Genomic DNA, 19,970 nt, shown 5'->3' with positions numbered 1-19,970 from the left:
GTCCGGGCGGTGCTGCCGCCCAAATTTTTACCCTTTGGTCAAACTATCAGGGCGCCGAGGCGCGTCAAGCCTCGCACCGGTCCGCCAGACAGGTCGCGACGGGTCTTGGCGACAGCGAAATTTCGCCGCGCCGCCGGATCTTTTCTCAAGCTTAACTTGTTTGCGGCAACGCTCTGCTGCCATGGCTTGTCGGCTCCGTGGCGCCTTTTGGGTGGCCGGCGAGTTCGGAGTTGGAAACGTGTCGAGGTTCGGGATAGCACACGCGGCGATTGCCGCGCTCTTCCTGCCGGGCCTGGCAAGGGGCGCCGAACTGATTGCTGACGGCCACTTTGACAAAAGACAGGACACGTTCTGGGCGAGCGACGGGCTGGCGTTCGCGCGCGAGAACGGCCGGCTTTGCGTCGAGGCTGCACGGGGCGGTGAAGCCTGGAGCCAACTCATCGGCACCAATGGCTTGAAGCTCGAGCCCGGTCGCATCTACCGTTTGTCGATGAGGGTGATCGCCGAGCCGGCGCGCAGCGTCCAGGCAAGGGTGCAGCGCGCCGCCGATCCCTGGACCATGGTGGACGAATTCACGATGGAAGGCACGCCGGAGGGCAGCCTTTTTTCGGCGGAGTTCGCGGGGCAGGAGCCGGACGAAGCGCAGCTCGTTTTTCCGCTTGGCGGCGGCGAGGGCGGCCGTGTCTGCCTCGACGACGTCTCGCTGGTGGCGACCGGGGCTTCCTCGCCGGCGGCGCGGCGGGCGGCCGAAGGGCCGGCCATTCGCGTCAACCAGCTCGGCTACCTGACGGATGGCCCGAAGCGGGCGACCTTCGTCGCCGATGCGAAACAACCCATCGATTTTCAACTGTTGGATTCTGCGGACAGGATCGTCGGCAAGGGCAAGACGCAGCCCCACGGTTTCGATCCGACGGCCGGGGTCGAGACGCAGGTTGCGGACTTCTCAGCGTTCAAGACGCCGGGCGACGGCTATCGACTGGTGTCCGGCGACTGGGCAAGCGACCGCTTTTCGATCGGCGAGGATCTCTACACGCGGTTGCGGGTCGATGCGCTATCCTGGTTCTACCCGCAAAGAAGCGGGATCGAGATCAGGGGGGCGATCGCCGGCAAGGCCTATGCCCGATCGGCCGGCCATGTCGGCGTCGCGCCGAACCAGGGCGACAAGGCGGTTCCGTGCCTTGGCGGCGCGCAGGCCGAGGCGCACTACGGCGGCTGGTCCTGTTCCTACCAACTGGACGTCACCGGCGGCTGGTATGACGCGGGCGACCACGGCAAATATGCGGTGACCGGAGCGCTGGCTGCTGCGCAACTGCTTGCCGCCTACGAACGCGGCCTGACGTTTGCGCCCAAATCGGCGGTGACGCGCGATGGGCTGTCGCGTATTCCGGAAAACGGCAATGGCCTTCCGGATATTCTCGACGAGGCGCGCTGGGAGCTGGAGTTCCTGCTGCGGATGATGGTCCCGGACGGCGAGCCGCTCGCCGGCATGGTGCACCACAAGATCCACGATACGGCCTGGACCGCCGCACCGATGCTGCCGGGCGACGACCCGCAGCCGCGCGCGCTTTACCGCCCCTCGACCGCGGCGACGCTCGATGTTGCGGCGGTGGCTGCCCAGGGCGCGAGGCTCTTTGCCGAGCATAACCCGACATTTTCCGCGCGGCTGCTTTCGGCGGCGCGCAAGGCGTGGGTGGCGGCGAATGCCAATCCGGCGCTCCTTGCCCCCAAGTCCGATGGGTTCGGCGGCGGCGGCGACTACGACGACGACAGCATTTCCGACGAGCTTTTCTGGGCGGCGACCGAGCTTTATCTGACGACCGGCAACGGCGAATATCTCAAGACCCTGCGGGCCTCGCCGCTCTGGGAAGCGGATATGTTTTCGCCCGGCGGCGCTTTCAACTGGCGCGACGTTGCCGGCTTCGCGCGGCTGCAACTCGCCCTTTATGGCAGGGCGTTGCCGGCGGTCGATCAGGAAACGATCCGCAATTCGGTGCTCACGAGCGCTCAGCACCTGCTGTCGCTGCAACAGGCGGAGCCATTCGGTATCGTCTACCGGCCGAACGAGCGCCGCTACGACTGGGGATCGAACCAGTTGATGCTGCAGAACATCGTCGTGCTGTCGGCCGCCTACGATCTCTCCGGCGACAGGGTCTTTCTTGACGGCGCGCGCGAGGGCATGGACTACATCCTCGGGCGCAATGCGATGGGGCTTTCCTACATAACCGGCTATGGCAGCCGCTCGCCGCAGAACCAGCACAGCCGCTGGTATGCCCGTCAGCGCGATCCGCAGCTGCCAAATCCGCCCGTCGGTTCGCTTGCCGGCGGTCCGAACTCGACCTTTGTCGACGACATCGCCAGGGAGCGGCTGCGCGGTTGCGCGCCGCAAACCTGCTATGTCGACGATATCGAAGCCTATGGGTCCAACGAAATCGCCATCAACTGGAATGCGCCGCTCGTTTACGTCGCGTCGTTCCTGGCCGACGCGCGATAGGAGACTGAAAGCGTGACCGGGATTGCCTTTGTCGGAACCGGCTTCGTCGCCGACTATTACATGACGACGCTTGCCAACCATCCGGAGCTGCGGCTCACCGGCGTCTGGGACCGCGATGCCGAGCGCCTCGACGCGTTCGCACGCTACTGGAAGGTTTCGCCCTACGCCTCGCTCGACGCCGTGCTTGCCGATCCCGCGGTGTCGATCGTCGTCAATCTGACGACGCCGGAGAGCCACTATACCGTAAATTTCCGGGCGCTTTCGGCCGGAAAGCACGTCTATTGCGAAAAGCCCCTGGCGATGACGGTGGAGCAGGCGAGCGAACTCGTCGACCTGGCAAGGGCCAAGGGGCTTGTTCTGGCCGGTGCACCGGCCAATGGGCTCAGCGACGCGCAGGCGCTCTGCGCCCGTCTGCTTGCGGACGGTGCCATTGGCACGCCGCGGCTTGTCTATGCCGAGATGGAAGATGGCCCGGTGTTCAAGGCCAACTGGCGCGCCTGGCGCAGCCGCTCGGGCGCCCGCTGGCCGGGCGTGCATGAATTCGAGGTCGGCTGCACGCTCGAACATGCGGGTTATGCAGCAAGCTGGCTTGTCTCGCTCTTCGGCCCGGTCGCCGAAGTCAGTGCCGTCTCGGCGCTGACCTTTCCGGACAAGGGGCCGGGAACCGAGACGCTGGCGCTCGGGCCCGATTTTTCCGTGGGTTGCCTGACGTTCCGCTCCGGCCTGACGGCGCGGGTCACCTGCGGCCTGGCGGCGCCGCGCGACCGCTCGCTGACGATCATCGGCGAAAAGGGCATGATCGCCGTTCGCGATCTCTGGGACAATCGCTCGCCGATCCATCTGGAGATCTTCGGGGCGAAGCGGCCGCTCCTGCATCGCGGGCTCGACTGGCTGGAGTGGAAACTCGGCCGCAAGCTTCCGCTTCGGCTCTATCCCGGAACCAAGATGCGCTATCCGACGGCGCCATCGGCAAGTGCGCTTCCGGCCTTTCCGTCGCAGATCGATTTCGTGCGCGGCATTGCCGTGCAGGCGCAGGCGCTCAAAGGCGGTGAAACACCGTTCTTCTCCGGCGCGACCGCGCGACATCTGACGGAGGTGGTGTTGGCACTCAACGGCGGCTGGCGGGACTACCGTCCGCTCGACCTCTAGAGGCGCAGCGTCGGCCACGTTTTGCGTTCCGTTTCGAGGTAGAACTAGCCTGCCTCAGGTGTCCTTGAGCGGACCGTCTCGATGATTTCCAGGGCCTTTATGCTGGCCGATAGCGGCATCAACGGATGTTCGCTGCGGCCCTCGAGAATCGCCGCGCTTGCTGCCTCGATCTCGAATTGCAGGCCGCTCCCGGGGAAGTGATGATCGTGGCGGGTAAGGCCGGGCAGCGGGATATGCCGGGCCAGCCGGTAGGCCGTTTTTCCGTTGAAAGCCAGTAGCTTGCGCGCCGCGCCGCCGGTGGAAACGAAGAGGCGGCTTGCCTTCAGAAACGGTGTGTCGATAACCAGCGTGCCGCGCTCGCCCTCGATAACGAAGCGATTGTGCCCGTTTCGATCGAAGCCGCAGCCGAGTTCAGCGTCAAAGCCGTCATAGGCCAGCTTGATCTTGGCTGAACTGTCGACGCCGGTCGGCGCGCGCTTCCATGTGCCATCGACGGACCCGGGGTGCCCGAACAGATTGAGGCAAAGGGCGATCGGATAAATGCCGAGGTCGAGCATCGACCCGCCGCCGAGCGCCGGATCGAAGAACCGGCTGCCGGCGTCGAACGGTTTCTCGTAGGCGAGGTCCGCCCGGACATGGCGGATCGCGCCGAGCGTTCCGGCCGCGAGCAGTTCGCGAACCCTGGAAATCGCCGGAAGGAAACAGGTCCACAACGCTTCCATGGCGAAAGTGCTGCCGGCGGCAGCGGCGTTTGCAAGCGTGCGCGCGTCGGCCGACGACGTCGTCAGCGGCTTTTCGACGAGCACGGCTTTGCCGGCGGCCAAGGCGAGGGTGGCCTGTTGAAAGTGCTCAGCATTGGGTGAGGCGACGTAGATCGCGTCGATATCGGGAGAGGCCGCCAGTGCCTCGATGCCCTGATAGCCGCGGATGCCGCCGAAACGCCCAGCGAAGCTCTCGGCCTTCTGCGCGCTGCGGGACGAGACGGCGACGAGGCTCGCATGGGTTGCGAAGCGGAAGTCCGAGGCAAGACTGTTTGCGATCGTGCCGGTTCCGGCGATGCCCCAGCGGACCTTGTCACGCATATCCCGATGTCCGCTTTCCGGCTGATTCTGTCGCGGTGCATCGTGCCCCGGAAGTCTCAAGGCTCGGTAAATGCCAGCAAGCGCCGGCACCTTTCGCGTGCAAACTGGGAAGACTATCCGCCAAAGAATAAGCCCCGCGCGATTTCTCGTGTGGGGCTGTTCGAACGGGTCCGCAGGTGCGGACCGAATATCAGGCCGATTTACGGACCGGAGTCTTTTCTGCAGTGGCGCTCTGGTCGTCACCGTAGATTTGATTGAGCGTGCCTAGAATCCGCATGACCGCGTCGGATGAGCTCGAATAGTAAATCGTCTGCGCATCGCGACGGGTGCTGACGAGATTCTGAGCACGGAGCTTAGAAAGATGCTGGGAGAGAGCCGACTGGCTCAGCCCAACCTTGTTGGCCAATGCGCCGACTGCCATCTCTTCCTTCACGAGGGAATCGAGGATGAGGAGGCGCTTAGGATTTGCCATGGCCGAGAGGAAACCGGCTGCTACCTCGGCTTCATCGTGTTTTTCAGGCGAAAGTGGCTGCATTGCGTGCTCCATGCGAAAATTACATCACACGTAGTTATGGTTGACGAAGCAAGATAATTAGTCGTGATGCATAAAAGGGCAACCACCTACTGCAAGAAATGGGGGTAGCTCTCCAGCGATTAACCGTTAAGTTCACGCAAAATTGCCCGTAAATTGGAACTATCTTCGATAGGTGTCGGGAACTCAAGGCGTTTTAGCTGATCGCCATCTGCAAGATCGAGCCCCGCGGCGTCGATACCCACGACTTTCCAGTTGCCTTCCGGTGCCTTGCAGAGCTTCACCGCATAGCGCTGAACTGCGTCAGAATGATCCGTATTCATGTGATCGATCGCGTTCGCCTCCATCGCGGCGAGCGAGGCGATGGCAGGCGTGTCGATCAGAAGGTCTTCGGCGGTCAAGACATAGGCGCGGCCGAAGCCGCCGTTGAGACTGGCACGCAGCGGCGACAGCCGGAAGAAGCCGAAATCGGGAAAATCGACGTAAAGTTTCGACTTGGGGTGGCGGCGGACGAATCGCTCGCGGATGCGGATATGTGCTTCGCTGTCGCGCGCAACCTGTTCGGCGGTGCATTGCACGGTCAGGCGAGGATGGGCGAGGGGGTCGCCCTTGCCAGGCTCGCCGGTCAGGAGCGAGGCCCTGGCGTCGGCCAGCAGCGCCTGCGTGTGTGTCGACAGTTTCGAGATCAGGATGACAGGCACCCCGTCGACATCCATGCCGACGAGCACGCGGCTGACGAAGGGGAAGCCGCCGCTCTCCGGCTCAATCGCCGCAAGCGATGCGCTGCGCGCGCCCCGCAGAAGCGTGCGGGCCAGCGTGCGGGCTTCGTTATCGGTGTCGCGCAGAACGTTCGGCTTGTCGCTCATGGTCTTTCCCTTTCCTGCCATGCGGTCGTTGCCGGGACGAAAAAAGCCCGGAACGACGCTCCGGGCTTTTATTGGCTTGTTGAGCGGCTTCGTCAACTTTTGTTGCGGTGGCGCGTCAGTCCCTGGACGATATCCTGGGCGTCGATGGTGCCGACCACGGAACCGTTGTCGACGACCCCGATGCTGCCCGGCTGGCGGGACATTGCGTCGAGGATGTCGACGAGCGGTGTCGTGGGCTTGGCCGTCGCGGTCACGCCGGCAACAGTCACTCCGCGCTGGACGCCGGTCTGCATCACGTCTTTCGCCGTCAGCATGGTGATCGGGTTCATGTGCTGGACGAAATCGGCGACATACTGGTTGGCCGGGTTCTTGACGATATCTTGCGGCGTGCCGCACTGGATGATGCGCCCGCCCTCCATGATGGCGATGCGGTTGCCGATGCGGAAGGCCTCGTCGAGATCGTGGCTGACGAAGATGATGGTCTTCTTCAGCCGCCGCTGGAACTCCAGCAACTCGTCCTGCAGGCGGGTGCGGATCAAGGGGTCGAGGGCCGAGAACGGCTCGTCCATCAACAGGATCGGTGCACCGGTCGCAAAGGCGCGGGCAAGCCCGACGCGCTGCTGCATGCCGCCCGAAAGCTCGTTGACCTTGCGACCCGCCCATTTCGAGAGATTGACGAGTTCGAGCTGTTCGCCGACGCGCGCCTTGCGTTCGGCGTCCGGCATGCCGGCAAGCTCAAGCCCGAAGCCGACATTGTCGGCGACGGTGCGCCAGGGCAGCAGCGCGAACTGCTGAAACACCATCGAGACCGTGTGCATGCGGAAGTCGCGCAGCGACTTCGGACTGGTTCGATAGGGATTGAGCGCACCATTTGCGGTCTTCACCTCGACGTCGCCCCGCACGACCGGGGCAAGGCCGTTGACCGCGCGAAGCAGCGTCGACTTGCCGGAGCCCGAAAGCCCCATCAGCACGAGGATCTCGCCCTCGGTGATTTCGAGCGAGGCGCCGGCGACGCCGAGCACGAGGCCGGTTTCGGCGCCGATCTCGTCGCGGGTCTTGCCCTGGTCGACCATCTGCAGCGCGACTTGAGGGTTGTTGCCGAAGATGATGTCGACATTCTTGAAAACGACGGCGTTGGTCATGCGCCTTCTCCTTCGTCGGACGAGCGGAAAAGGCGGTCGAGAATGATCGCTAGGATGACGATGCAAAGGCCGGCTTCGAAGCCCTTGGCGATGTTGACCGTGTTCAAGGCTCTCACGACCGGAACGCCGAGGCCGCTGGCGCCGACGAGCGCGGCGATAACCACCATCGACAGCGACAGCATGATGGTCTGGGTGAGGCCAGCCATGATCTGCGGCATGGCAAAGGGCAGCTCCACCTTGCGCAATACCTGGCCGGGCGTCGCGCCGAAGGCCTGTGCGGCTTCCACCAGCGACGGCGGCGTCGAGATGATGCCGAGGCGCGTCAGCCGGATCGGTGCGGGAATGGCGAAGATCACGGTCGCGATCAGACCCGGAACCATGCCGAGGCCGAAGAGGATCAGCGCCGGGATCAGATAGACGAAGGTCGGGATCGTCTGCATCAGGTCGAGGATCGGCCGCATGACGGCGTAGACCCATGGGCGACGGGCGGCTGCGATGCCGAGCGGCACGCCGACGGCCATGCTCACGGCGGTGGCAGCGAGCACAAGCGCCAGGGTTTCCGTCGTTTCCTTCCAGTAGCCCTGGTTGATAATCAGGAGCAGGCCCAGGCCGGTGAACAGCGTTATGCCGATCGAACGGCGGAACCACCAGGCGAGCCCGGTGATGACGGCGACGACGATCAGCGGGTGCGGGGCATAGAGCACCCAGAGCAGCGAGTCGGCGACGGCCTGAAGGAAGCGGGCGAGCTGGTCGAAGAAGAAATCGAAATTCGTCGTCAGCCAGTCGACGAATGCCTTGGCCCAGCCGCCGATGGGGATGCGGTTATCGGTCAGATATTCCACGAAGGTAATCCGTCTCGTCAGGTCAAAAAGGAGCGCATGACGCGGTGAAAAAAGGCGGGGTCATTCCCCGCCTTGATGCCGATCAGAGGCCGAGCGCGGCCTTGACTGCGGCCAAGCCGTCGCCGCCATCCTTGGCGGTCACGCCGGCGAGCCACGGATCGACGGCAGTCGGGTTGGCCTTCAGCCATTCCTCGGCCGCCTTGTCCGGCTCCTGGCCGTCGTTCAGGATCTTGCCCATGATCTCGTTTTCCATCTGGAGCGAGAACTTGAGGTTGGTCAAAAGCTTGCCGACGTTGGGGCACTCGGTGGTGTAGCCGGCGCGCACATTGGTGAAGACTTCCGCGCCGCCGAAATTGGCGCCGAAGATGTCGTCGCCACCCGAAAGATAGGTCAGCTTGAAGTTGGCGTTCATCGGATGCGGTTCCCAGCCGAGGAAGACAACCGGCGCGCCGTCCTTTTCGGCACGGGCGACCTGCGCCAGCATGCCCTGCTCGGAGGATTCGACCACTTCGAAGCCCTTGAGGCCGAAGGTATCCTTGTCGACCATGTCGATGATCAGGCGGTTGCCGTCATTACCCGGCTCGATGCCGTAGATCTTGCCGTCGAGTTCGGTCTTCTTGGTGGCGATATCCTTGAAGTCCTTGATGCCGAGCTCGGCGCCCTTGGCGTTGGTCGCCAGCGTGTACTTGGCACCGACCAGGTTCGGCCCGAAGGATTCGACCGACTTGTCGTCGAGGAAGGGACGAACATCGTTTTCCTGGGTCGGCATCCAGTTGCCGAGGAAGACGTCGATGTCCTTGTTCTTGAGCGAGGTGTAGGTGACCGGAACCGAGAGAACCTTGATGTCGGTCTGGTAGCCGAGGCCCTTTAGAACGGTGGAAACGGTGGCAGTGGTCGCGGTGATATCCGTCCATCCGACGTCGGAGAAACGGACGGTGCCACAGCTTTCCGGCTCGGCAGCTGCAGCCTGCTGAGCGGTGATGGCGACGACCGAAACGGCGCCTGCCAGTATCAGTTTGAGAGAGAGTCGTTTTTTCATCGTTGTCGTTCCCCTGCCTCGATTATTGTTTTAGCCAAACACCATTGGATAGCGAATTCAAGCGCTTTGATGTCGGAGGAAGTGTATTGCGTCAATATGCTGGCGGGGTGCACGATGCGACGCTCGATGTCGCAATGTCCACGAAATAGTCTAGTCCGCCGAAAAACTGTGGGTGCTGCAAACGGGCTCTGGCCTTCCCGGCCAAGCCTCGTCATTACCCAAAAAACGGAAAAACCGGACGCGGTGACTATGGCCAAACTCTATTTCAGCTATGCGACGATGAATGCGGGCAAGAGCACGATGCTCCTGCAAGCCTCCTACAACTACCAGGAGCGCGGCATGCGCGTGGTGATGCTGATCGCCGCCCATGACGACCGGGGCGGCGTCGGCCGCATTTCCTCGCGCATTGGTCTTGGTGCGGACGCCATTCCCTTTCACGGCGACGACGATCTCTATGGGCTGATCGATCGGTTGCACTCGGATGGCGAAGGCGAGATCGCCTGCATCTTCGTCGACGAGGCGCAGTTCCTCAATGAGGGGCAGGTCTGGCAGCTCGCCCGCGTCGCCGACCGCATCGGTATTCCGGTCATGGCCTATGGTCTGCGTACGGATTTCCAGGGCAAGCTGTTTCCGGGCTCGATGGCGCTGCTGGCGATTGCCGACGAGCTGCGCGAGGTGCGCACCATCTGCCATTGCGGCCGCAAGGCGACGATGGTCGTGCGCCTGGACGGTGAGGGCAAGGTCGCGCGCGAGGGCGCCCAGGTCGAGGTTGGCGGCAACGAGAAATATGTCTCCTATTGCCGGCGCCATTGGGACGACCTGATGCGCTGCGAGTGAGTGCGGCGTCGTGGCGGCTTGAAACCGCCACGCGCGCGATGCCATTCTTCGCCTCTATCGCACGCCAGGGGTCTTCGATGTTGCGTCTCGTCACCAGCCTTTCCATCACGCTCTGTCTTGGCACGCTCTGTCTTGGCGCAACGGTCGCCCATGCCGGCGGCGACGCTACGGCTGGCGCTGCCGTCTTTCGCAAATGCGCGGCCTGTCACACGGCAAGCGAGCCGACAAACCGCGTCGGCCCAAGCCTCATGGGTGTCGTCGGACGCCCGGCCGCGTCCGTCGCCGACTATAACTACTCCGATGCAATGAAGGCCTTTGGCGCTGAGGGTCGCGTCTGGGACGAGGCGACGTTGAGCGAATACCTGCTGAGCCCCAAGGCAATGGTCGGTGCCACCAAAATGGCTTTTGCCGGTCTGAAGAAGCCGCAGGACATCGCCGACGTGATTGCCTATTTGAAGGCGTCGCCGGCTGCCAAATAGGGACGACGCAAACCCCGGACGGAGAACCGTTTCCCATCTTTCCTGGACCTGCGCGCGGCAATGCCGTCGATATCTCAAGCACTTCGCTGTGGTGGCTGATCAAAAAGCTGCCGGGAAAGGCTTGTTCTCTTTCGGTAAACACCCTTTATATAACTGCAATCGAAGGCTGAATAATTCAGCCGGGCTGGCGGATATCGCCACGGTGGACCGAGGGGCAGGGCATGGCGACTCTTCAGAATTTTGACGCGGAGATCGAAAAGACGAAGGGCGTGGTCGAGCAGATGCGCGGCAAGCTCCAACAATCAGGTGTCGTGCTCGAACAGTTCGCCAAGGCCGAAACCAAGCTCGGCGACGTCAATTTCGACATCGAGAATGCCCGCATCCAGGACGTGATCAACCAGCAAAAGGTGATGGAAGCCAACATCGCCGACCTGATCATCGGCCTCGAAGACGCGACCAATGTCTTCGGCTCCGAATTCGAGAGCATGAAGAACTATACGGGCTACGAGAAGTTCATCGGCATCTTCTCCAAGCAGAAGATGCAGCGCATGCGCACCGACCGCGTGCGCAACATGTCGCTTGCCGGCAACCTGCAGGAACTGCTTTCCAAGTCCGACATGATCGTCGGCATCCTCAAGGAACAGAAGTCGATCCTAGACCAGCGCTACAAGACTTCGGAGCAGAGCCTGATCCAGGTGATCGAGCGCCGCAAGGGCACGATGGCGAACCTCGAAGCGGTGCAGAAGCGCATCGAGGAACTGAACCCGCTGCTGCTCGACATCGAAAACCGCATCGCCGCCTCGACCGAGCAGAAGGTGCGCACCGAGCTCGAAGGCGAGCGCTCCGCGCTTGCGACCGAATATAACGAGAAGCAGGCCAAGGAACAGGAACTGCTGGCCGAGAGCCAGACGCTCGAGCGCTATACCTCGATGTTCCAGACCTTCGTCGATTCGCTCAACAACCAGATCGCCGCGCAGAACACGCTGATCAACAAGCTGACGATCGATACCGAGCAGCGCATCGTGCTCTACAAGGCGCTGGAAGATTCGCTGAAGACCGCCGCCCAGCAGGACGTCGCGCACAAGATCAACACGCTCGGCAGCCAGGTCGACACGGCCGCCGAGGAGACGATGGCCGGCATCGGTGCCGCCGCGCAACGCCACATCGGCGATCTCCTGGAAATGCATGAAAAGAACATGCTTTCAACGCAGGATATCCAGCGCCGCAAGAAGCTGGCAGACGATGCCTTTGCCCGCCGCTTCCAGGCTGTCATGGACAAGCACAACACTGCCAATTACGTGAAGCAGTGAACGGGCGGCGCATGATCCGAACCGAGTTTGCCTTTCGGCACGCGCCACGGGGATTTGCATGAAGGTCGCGGCTTCATCCGCTGTCGCACAGTATTTCGCGTCGATCCACGCGGCACTCGCCGGGCTTGAGCTCTTTCTCGGCGACCGCAACTCGCCGCTCTATCGCAACACCGTCGTCGGCGAAGTGATCGTTCCCTATCTTGGCCGGCTGAAGGCCTCGATCGACTGCTGGGAGAACAGGATCGGCTTCGTCGACCAGTTCCGGATTTCGCGCGCCGAAAGCGGCTTTCCGGTCTTTCAGAACGTGCTGGAACTGGAGAACGATCGCCAGACGGCGACGAAGCGCCTGGCCGATATTCCATCGGCCGATGCGCTGCGCGACGAGATGGTCGACTTCATCCTGCGCCAGAAGGCGTTTCCAGAAGCGCTGCAGACGCGCATGGCCGAGCGGCTCTATCTGGAGCAGATCGGCAAGGGCGAGATCTTTTCGCCCTTCATCCTGCCGGAGACCATCCGTGTCGCCGTCAATTCCAAGACGATGCGGCCCTATTACATCGTGAGCTGGGGCGCCTTCGACGGGGCCAATACTCTGCCGATGGTCTACATGGCGACGATCGAGGATTCCTCGGAAAAGATCGTCGACATGCTGGTGACCGCTGATGGCAAGCTCAACCCGCAGGTGGAAATTCCACTGCCGGTCGGCGGCCTGCTCAATCCGGAGCTTGCCAGCCGCTTTGACGATTTTGCGTCCAAGAACAGCAGCTATTCGCTGACACCGGTGACGATCGCCACCAATCTCGACAAGGATTTTGACGAGCTGCATCCGAAGCAGTTGCGCCGCATCGTGCTCGGGCCGTTCTACTCCGCCGGGATCACCGAGAACAATGCGCGCATCAACGACATCCTCTCGAAGGTACGCAAGACCGAGAACGCCTGGCTCCTGACCTGGACGGTGCAGGAGGTCTTCTCGAAATCGGAGCGGCCGGCCAAGCGCGGCTTCTGGTCGTCGACCCCGGCGCAGGAAGAATTCCACATCGACACCGCCAATCTGGAAGCGACGCGCATGGGGGTTTCTTCCTACGAGAAGCACGCGCTGGTGCCGCACGACGCCTATCAGGCGCTCTATGCCGCCGGCGAGGCGGAACAGGTGTTCGGCGACTACAAGGTCCACGTCATTTCCGGCAACCAGGTCGTGAGCGAGGTTTGACGATGACACTCAATACGGGGCTGACGACGCTGCACGAGGACGACATCGCCAAGCACCAGGCGGTGGCGCAAGGGTTGGTGACGAAGCTCATCATCCTGGAGCGGGAAGATGCCGCCGCCGGAACGTCGCTTGCCGGCACCGGCCGGCGCTTCGTGTCGACAGTTTCGACTGGCGGCCAGCGGCGCACGCGCGAGGTGGAGCTGACGAAGACGATTCAGGCGGTGCGCCAGGGCGACCCGATGTTCTCTCCGGCCCAGCACGCCGTGCTCTACCGGACGCGGCGCGGCATCCAGGTGGCGCTGGCCGTCGCCGATGTCTTTGCCCGCCAGACGAGCCTCGAACAGCTGCAGGCGAAGAACGCCACCTCGCCGCTTGGCGGAGAGGAGGCGAACCAGTTCAGGGCGCTGCTGTCGGCTTCGGCTTACGTCGCGGCCTTCACACTCGCTGCCTATCTCGGCGCGACCCTGGCGGGCGAGGGCGAGCCGGTCGACGATGCTGTCGAGCCCGACTTCCTGTTCGACACGCCGCAGGACGCGCTGAAGAGCCTGATTTCGGCGCTCGATCGCGGTCTTGCCGGGGCCCCCGATGATCTGGCGCTGACCGCCCGGGCGCGGGCCTTCTCGCGTGTGGCGATCGAAGGGCTGATTGCCCGCAAGGCGCGCTTTACCGGGCTGCAGAGCTTCGAGACCGTGCATATCCGGCTCGACCAGGACGATTTTACGCTGAACGGTTTGGACGTCGCACCCGGCCAGAAGCGCAAGCCACTGGTCATGACCTTCAAGAAGCCCGAGGAGATCATCGGCAACCACATCGCCAAGTATCAGGCGCTGAAGCTTGCCAAGATGCTGATGGCCTACGACTTCGACCGGCAGATGAACCCGTTCGTCGAGCTCGGCGGCTTCCTCTTCACCTTCATCGGCGACGGCATGCCGGGCACCGGCAAGACGATCCTGATCCAGATGCTGGCCGGCATGCTCAACGACTATTGCGAGATCGCCGGCTACGCCTTCCACTACGAGAACTTCGGCGTCGACCAGATCTCCTCCTATCAGGGCAAGTCCGGGCAGAACTGCAAGGAGTTCGTCAACAACGTCATCAATCCGCGGGCGATCGGTTTCGGCACGATCGATGATGTCGACCAGGTGGCGGCGAAGCGCTCCGACGATCGAGCCTCTGCCGGCCAGCACGAGGTGACGGCGGTGTTGATGGAGAGCTTTGCCGGCGCCTCTACCGTGGTGCGCGGCAACTGCACCTTCGGCATGTTCTCCAACTACCCGGAGAATGTCGACGACGCGCTGCGCCAGCGCGCTGGCGCCCGCTGGCTGGTCGACGGTCCGCAGACCGAAGACGACTACATCGACATCTTCGCGCTGCTCGTCGGCAAGAACCACAAGATCCCGCTTGGCGAGCACCAGCTTTTCGAGGGGCAGGAGATCAAACGCGCGGTTGCTCAGTCCTATGCTGAGCACGCGCGGCCGAAGGAAGATGGCCTCGCCGCTGTCTGGGAGCGTTACGAGAAGGAGAAGGGCGCGATCGCCTCGCTTGCCGATGTCGGCGCCTATCTGCACATGATCAAGGAGGCCGAGCCGCGCTTTACCGGTCGGGCGATCAAGAACATCACCGACGCGATCAAGCTGAGAGCAATGGACGTGGAACTGCCGGATGACTGGTTCAAGGACGCCGGCTCCTTCATGCACAAGGGCTATGACGAGAAGAAAGCGATGATCGAGGCGCTGCGGGGTCCGATCACCATCGACATGGTGCTGCAGGAGATCAACCGCTACGCCGACAGCGAATTCCGCTACACCGACAAGTCGGACGATGCCGCCGTCACCGACATCATCCGCCGCGAGCGCCAGCGCGAAAAGGCGATCCGCGAGATCGAGGCGATGAAACGCGACGGCCGGTGGCAGGGGTGATGCTAGGAAAAACTGACCGATGAAACGCCTGCTTGAAGCGGAACTCATCTATGGACGGCTGCTCGATATCTCCGAGCCGCATCTGATCGCGCGCTACAACAAGGCGCTCGAAGGGTTTGGCCTGCGACCGACGGCGCTGACCCAGTTCAGCATCGACATGACCGGCTTTTCGCCTGAGATCGCCGACGAACTGGGGGATCGTGACTACCTCGATCCGAACCGGGTCAACCGCCGCTTCATCATCATGACGCCGGAGCAGGCGGAGCTGCCGGTCGTGCATACGAGCTTTTCCAACACGGCCGCGCTGATGCACGAGTTCTTCAACGCCAACAGCCGTGCGATCAACGCGATTACCATCAAGGATGCGCTCTATGGCGAGATCGAGGATTCGGTCTCGGTCGTAAACGACATCGACGATCTCTTGTCGATCAACGAGGTGCGGTTCCGGGTGCTTTCGGCCGAGGACATGCTCGGCAAGGCGGCCGAGCTGCGTGGTCTCGTCGACCGCTTGAAGAAGGTGCCGACGGCCTGGGCCGACGACGAGATGCTGACGCGCATGGTCGAGCTTGCCAAGCAGACCGGCGATATCCGCCAGAACGCACTGGTGCCGGATCAGCTCGTCTTCCATCACGAAGCCTTCTGGGCCAATCATTTCGGCGGCGTCTATGTCTTTCTCGACGACAAGACGACGACAGTCATCTGCGACCCCTCGGTGCCAGGCTTCCGCCGCTCGCGGCCCTGGCAGGTGAGCTATATCGCCATAAACGATCACGCCCGGATCTACGATTTCCTCGCCTCGACCAAGCGGCTGCAACTGCCGCAGGCCTCCTGGGTCGAGGATTCCGGGCTCTATCAGCACCGCGCAGACATGGTGGTGCGCGGGCTGATCAACGAGAGCGACCCGACGGCCGATCTTGCCAATGCCGACCGGATCTGGCTGCAGACCTGGATGCACCGATATGCCGCCGCGGTCGCAAAAGACGGCGCCTATCCGTTCCTGCAGGAGATGATCCGCACGGTCGCTGCCACCGGCACGATCAGGATGCAGGACGTGGCGCCGGCAAATCGCTTCATGTTGGTGCGCGCAGCACCCACCCATCCGGACCAATGGCTGGTCAACCGGCTGATATCCCAGCTCGTGCCCCGCGATTTCGTCTCGCGCTTCGTCTTCGACAAGCAAGGTTTCTACGACGCCTACGAGCGTTATAGCGAAAGCTTCAAGGAGTACGTTGTGGCGACGCTGACCGGCACATATCTGAAAGACAAGGCGGCCTTCCGCCACAAGCTCTATGGGCTCAGAGAGGAATAGGACATGTTCGATCCGATCGTTGCGTTTTTCCAGCGTGTCTTCACCGCGATCGGGCGCGGCATCGGGCTCGTCGTTGCCTGGCTGCTTTGGCCCTTCGTGGCGGCGGGCAACTGGTACCGGCAGCGCAGCTGGCTGCTCAAGGGGCCGATCGGCCTCATCCTCATCGGTCTGGTCCTGTTCTACGGCTACTTCATCTGGCAGGCCCAGGCCTGGACGAACTTCAACGAAGACTACATCGACCAGTACAAGCTGGCAGAGCGCAAGGTGCCCGCCGGCTCGCCGATGAGCGGCCCCGGTGCGACGTCGACGGGACAATCGACGACCGGCGGCACTGCCAACAACCTTGCGGGTGTCGCAACGCAGCCGATGGAATCGACGCCGGAGGCGCTCGCGGCCGTTCAACTGCCGGCCGGCACCGTGTGCCAGACGTCGGCGATCGTCGATGTCACCGCCGACCTCATCGATTTCAATGTCAACGAGAATGCCTGGATCTCGTCGATGCTGCTCTACAAGGTCGGCCTCTTCGGGCTCGACTGGGACGACACGCCCTGGCTCGACAACAAGGCGTCGTTCCAGCGCGGGGTCAACCAGGCGATCCGCCGTACTTCCGTGGAGCTCGTCGACTCGCTCGGTCGCATGCGCGGCACCTCGGGCATCAACAACGCCCTGCAGAGCGCGCGCGGCAACATGCAGTTCGATGAAGAGACCTGGTACTTCGGGATCAACCCGTTCGGTCCGAAAACTCCGACGCCGAGCTTCTATCGCGCGGCGATGAAGGATCTGAGGTCTTTCAACACCTCGCTCAGCAAGTGTGAGGCGATTTTCGACGGCCGCTCCGATAACCTCGTCGAGTTCCTCGACCGTGTCGCCAACGACCTCGGCAACACCTCGGCGATCCTGCGCGAGCGCTCGGAAAACCACAATGGCGGCTGGTTCGACACGCGTGCGGATGACCGCTTCTGGTTCGCCTATGGCCAGCTCTACGGCTACTACGGCATCCTTTCGGCTGCCGGTGCCGACTTCGACAACGTCGTCGCTCAGCGCGGCCTGTTGCCGATCTGGACGGAAACGATCAAGCAACTGCGGGCAGCACTCCGCATCCAGCCATGGATCATCTCCAATGGCGAGGAAGCCGGCTGGATCATGCCGACGCATCTGGCGACGATGGGCTTCTATACGCTGCGCGTCCGCTCCAACATCGTCGAGATGCGCGACATCCTCGCGCGCTAAGACCGAACGGTAAGGTGGCGCCCGAGTATCCGGGCGCTGCCGATTACTTGAGTTCAAGCGGGACGCGGGTCGAAAACCGCAGACGCGTTTCCTCATCCCGCTCCGGTATCATGAACTGCGCCTTGAAAGGCGCGGGTAAAAACGAGACCCTGGGGAGGGGACTGTCATGGCGGAGGTCAAGTCCGATATCGAGATTGCGCGCGCGGCGAAGAAAAAGCCGATCCTGGAGATCGGGGCCGCACTCGGCATACCGCCGGAGGACCTGCTGCCCTACGGCCATGACAAGGCGAAGATCAGCGCCGATTTCATCGCCCGCCAGCGCGGGAAGAAGAACGGCCATCTGATCCTGGTGACGGCGATCAACCCGACGCCGGCAGGCGAAGGCAAGACGACAACGACCGTGGGCCTCGGCGATGGGCTGAACCGCATCGGCAAGAAGGCGATCATCTGCATCCGCGAGGCGTCCCTCGGGCCCTGCTTCGGCGTCAAGGGCGGTGCTGCCGGCGGCGGTTATGCGCAGGTTGTGCCGATGGAGGACATGAACCTCCACTTCACCGGCGATTTCCACGCGATCACCTCGGCGCACAATCTGCTCGCAGCACTGCTGGACAACCACATCTACTGGGGCAACGAGCAGAACATCGACGTCCGTCGTATTTCGTGGCGGCGGGTGATGGACATGAACGACCGCGCACTGCGCAACATCGTCGGCTCGCTCGGCGGGATCGCCAACGGTTATCCACGCGAGACCGGCTTCGACATCACCGTTGCCTCCGAAGTCATGGCGATCCTCTGCCTTTCGGCGGATCTTAGGGATCTCGAGCAGCGGCTTGGCAACATCATCATCGGCTACCGCCGTGACAAGAGCCCGGTCTTTGCGCGCGACATCAAGGCCGATGGGGCGATGGCGGTGCTGCTCAAGGATGCTATTCAGCCGAACCTGGTGCAGACCCTCGAAAACAACCCCGCCTTCGTCCATGGCGGCCCCTTTGCCAATATCGCCCATGGCTGCAACTCGGTGATTGCGACGACGACGGCACTGAAGCTTGCCGACTATGTGGTGACCGAAGCCGGCTTCGGCGCCGATCTCGGCGCGGAAAAATTCTTCGACATCAAGTGCCGCAAGGCCGGGCTGAAGCCGGATGCCGCGGTGCTGGTCGCGACCGTCCGCGCGATCAAGATGAACGGCGGCGTCAAGAAGGACGACCTCGGGAAGGAAAATCTGGAAGCGCTGCGCAAGGGCTGCGCCAACCTTGGCCGGCATGTGCAGAACGTCAAGAAGTTCGGCGTACCCGTCATCGTCGCGATCAACCACTTCACCTCCGATACCGAGGCCGAAGTGCAGGCTATCAAGGATTATGTGGCGACGCTTGGCGCCGAAGCGGTGCTCTGCCGCCATTGGGCCGAGGGCTCCGCCGGCATCGAGGAGCTGGCGATGAAGGTGGCGGCACTTGCCGAGGGCGGACACTCGCAGTTCTCGCCGCTTTACCCCGACGACATGTCGCTCTTCCACAAGATCGAGACGATCGCCAAGGACATCTACCATGCGAGCGAGGTGATTGCCGACAAGTCGGTGCGCGACCAGCTGCGCAGCTGGGAAGATCAGGGTTACGGCCATCTGCCGATCTGCATGGCAAAGACGCAGTATTCCTTCTCGACCGATCCGAACCTGCGCGGTGCGCCGACAGGCCATGCTGTGCCGATCCGTGAAGTGCGGCTGGCCGCCGGCGCCGGCTTCATCGTGGTGATCACCGGCGAGATCATGACGATGCCCGGCCTGCCGAAGGTGCCTTCGTCGGAAAAGATCTTCCTCAATGATCAGGGCTACATCGAGGGCCTGTTCTAGGCGCTTCCTGCCTGCCTGAAAAACAATGCCGCGCATCCGGGTGGATGCGCGGCATTGCTGTGTCCGGGGTCTTCCGCCGCGGAAATCAGGCAGTGAGGCTGAGGAAGTCTGCCTTGCCGAGCGGCACGCCCTTGTGGCGCAGGATGTCGTAGGCGGTCGTTAGGTGGAAGTAGAAGTTCGGCAGCACGAATTTCTGCAGGTATTCCTCACCCGTGAGCGTTACCTTCACGTTCGGGAAATTCAGCACGACTTCGCGACTGTCGCTGTCTTCGAGATCGACAGGGCGCACCGTTTCAAGGAAGGCGACGGACTTGGCGATGCGCTGGCGCAGTTCGTCAAACGTCTTTTCCTCGTCCGGGAACCGGGGCACTTCGATCGACGTCAGCCGGCCGACCAGGCCCTTGCTGGTGTCGCTGACACGCTGCACCTGGCCGGCAAGCGTCAGCATATCGGGCGCCAGCCGGGCGTGGAAGAGATCATCCGTGGGGATGCCCTTTTCCTCAGCGAAAGCCTCTGCCTTGTCGAGCAGCTTGGTGAGGACACCGAGGCCGCGAACGAGTGCGGGAATGGAGAGCTGGTACATCGTCAATGCCATGACAGATTTCCTTGAGATTAGGCGCAAAACGGGTGGATTTTCCTCGCGCCGTATTTGGGAGCCGGGGCGGGCTCCTGCAAGGCGCGCAGCCCGGT

The 19,970-nt window shown here is 62.7% G+C and carries 17 protein-coding genes; 10 read left to right on the top strand and 7 right to left on the bottom strand.

The window, feature by feature from the left end; all coding sequences use genetic code 11:
* Positions 1-238: 238 nt before the first annotated feature.
* Both ASE71_RS18420 and ASE71_RS18415 read left to right on the top strand, forming a co-directional pair.
* Complete coding sequence (locus ASE71_RS18420; RefSeq protein WP_060518954.1) at positions 239-2,491, top strand: glycoside hydrolase family 9 protein; 2,253 nt, start codon at positions 239-241, stop codon at positions 2,489-2,491.
* Between the two features lie 12 nt (positions 2,492-2,503).
* Positions 2,504-3,640 (top strand): Gfo/Idh/MocA family protein, encoded by a 1,137-nt coding sequence (locus ASE71_RS18415; RefSeq protein ID WP_082566321.1) that lies wholly within the window; start codon positions 2,504-2,506, stop codon positions 3,638-3,640.
* 44 nt (positions 3,641-3,684) lie between these two features.
* Here the strand turns inward: ASE71_RS18415 and ASE71_RS18410 are convergent, their stop codons facing one another.
* From ASE71_RS18410 to ASE71_RS18385, 6 genes are all read right to left on the bottom strand, one after another.
* Entirely contained in the window at positions 3,685-4,722 is a 1,038-nt protein-coding gene (locus ASE71_RS18410) for a Gfo/Idh/MocA family protein (RefSeq protein ID WP_060518781.1), read from the bottom strand.
* 190 nt (positions 4,723-4,912) lie between these two features.
* Positions 4,913-5,257 (bottom strand): ArsR/SmtB family transcription factor, encoded by a 345-nt coding sequence (locus tag ASE71_RS18405; RefSeq protein ID WP_034788940.1) that lies wholly within the window; start codon positions 5,255-5,257, stop codon positions 4,913-4,915.
* A gap of 119 nt (positions 5,258-5,376) precedes the next feature.
* Positions 5,377-6,120 (bottom strand): HugZ family protein, encoded by a 744-nt coding sequence (locus ASE71_RS18400; protein WP_060518950.1) that lies wholly within the window; start codon positions 6,118-6,120, stop codon positions 5,377-5,379.
* Positions 6,121-6,212: 92 nt separating this feature from the next.
* Positions 6,213-7,262, bottom strand: a complete 1,050-nt coding sequence (choV, locus tag ASE71_RS18395) for a choline ABC transporter ATP-binding protein (RefSeq protein WP_060518773.1) — start codon at positions 7,260-7,262, stop codon at positions 6,213-6,215.
* A complete protein-coding gene (choW, locus tag ASE71_RS18390; protein WP_034788930.1) occupies positions 7,259-8,104 on the bottom strand; it encodes a choline ABC transporter permease subunit in 846 nt (281 codons plus the stop codon). Before choW ends, choV begins: the two co-directional genes overlap by 4 nt.
* 82 nt (positions 8,105-8,186) lie before the next feature.
* Positions 8,187-9,143, bottom strand: a complete 957-nt coding sequence (locus ASE71_RS18385) for a choline ABC transporter substrate-binding protein (RefSeq protein ID WP_034788927.1) — start codon at positions 9,141-9,143, stop codon at positions 8,187-8,189.
* A 249-nt stretch (positions 9,144-9,392) separates the two neighbouring features.
* Here ASE71_RS18385 and ASE71_RS18380 point away from each other — a divergent pair, with 249 nt between their 5' ends.
* The 8 genes from ASE71_RS18380 (at position 9,393) to ASE71_RS18345 (ending at position 19,280) form a co-directional block, all read left to right on the top strand.
* Positions 9,393-9,980, top strand: a complete 588-nt coding sequence (locus tag ASE71_RS18380; protein ID WP_034788924.1) for a thymidine kinase — start codon at positions 9,393-9,395, stop codon at positions 9,978-9,980.
* A gap of 77 nt (positions 9,981-10,057) precedes the next feature.
* Complete coding sequence (locus ASE71_RS18375; RefSeq protein ID WP_082566328.1) at positions 10,058-10,459, top strand: c-type cytochrome; 402 nt, start codon at positions 10,058-10,060, stop codon at positions 10,457-10,459.
* A 221-nt stretch (positions 10,460-10,680) separates the two neighbouring features.
* Positions 10,681-11,769 carry a hypothetical protein gene (locus tag ASE71_RS18370; protein ID WP_060518771.1) on the top strand — a complete coding sequence of 363 codons (1,089 nt, stop codon included), beginning with the start codon at positions 10,681-10,683 and terminating at the stop codon, positions 11,767-11,769.
* Between the two features lie 58 nt (positions 11,770-11,827).
* Positions 11,828-12,976 (top strand): hypothetical protein, encoded by a 1,149-nt coding sequence (locus ASE71_RS18365; protein ID WP_034788914.1) that lies wholly within the window; start codon positions 11,828-11,830, stop codon positions 12,974-12,976.
* A gap of 2 nt (positions 12,977-12,978) precedes the next feature.
* The gene (locus ASE71_RS18360; protein ID WP_060518769.1) at positions 12,979-14,895 is read left to right on the top strand and encodes an AAA family ATPase; all 1,917 of its coding nucleotides are present in this window, start codon (positions 12,979-12,981) and stop codon (positions 14,893-14,895) included.
* Between the two features lie 19 nt (positions 14,896-14,914).
* Positions 14,915-16,204, top strand: a complete 1,290-nt coding sequence (locus ASE71_RS18355; RefSeq protein WP_060518767.1) for a DUF6638 family protein — start codon at positions 14,915-14,917, stop codon at positions 16,202-16,204.
* A 3-nt stretch (positions 16,205-16,207) separates the two neighbouring features.
* A complete protein-coding gene (locus ASE71_RS18350; protein ID WP_060518765.1) occupies positions 16,208-17,434 on the top strand; it encodes a DUF2333 family protein in 1,227 nt (408 codons plus the stop codon).
* Positions 17,435-17,600: 166 nt separating this feature from the next.
* Positions 17,601-19,280, top strand: coding sequence for a formate--tetrahydrofolate ligase (locus ASE71_RS18345; protein WP_034788903.1), 1,680 nt, complete (start codon positions 17,601-17,603; stop codon positions 19,278-19,280).
* Positions 19,281-19,365: 85 nt separating this feature from the next.
* Here ASE71_RS18345 and ASE71_RS18340 read toward each other — a convergent pair whose 3' ends face one another.
* Complete coding sequence (locus ASE71_RS18340) at positions 19,366-19,875, bottom strand: DUF1993 family protein (protein WP_060518763.1); 510 nt, start codon at positions 19,873-19,875, stop codon at positions 19,366-19,368.
* Between the last annotated feature and the right edge of the window lie 95 nt (positions 19,876-19,970).

It is taken from the genome of Ensifer sp. Root954 (assembly GCF_001429005.1).
GTDB lineage: Bacteria > Pseudomonadota > Alphaproteobacteria > Rhizobiales > Rhizobiaceae > Ensifer > Ensifer adhaerens.
The sequence above is the reverse complement of the archived record's forward strand: the minus strand, read 5'-3'. Positions and strand labels throughout refer to the sequence as shown.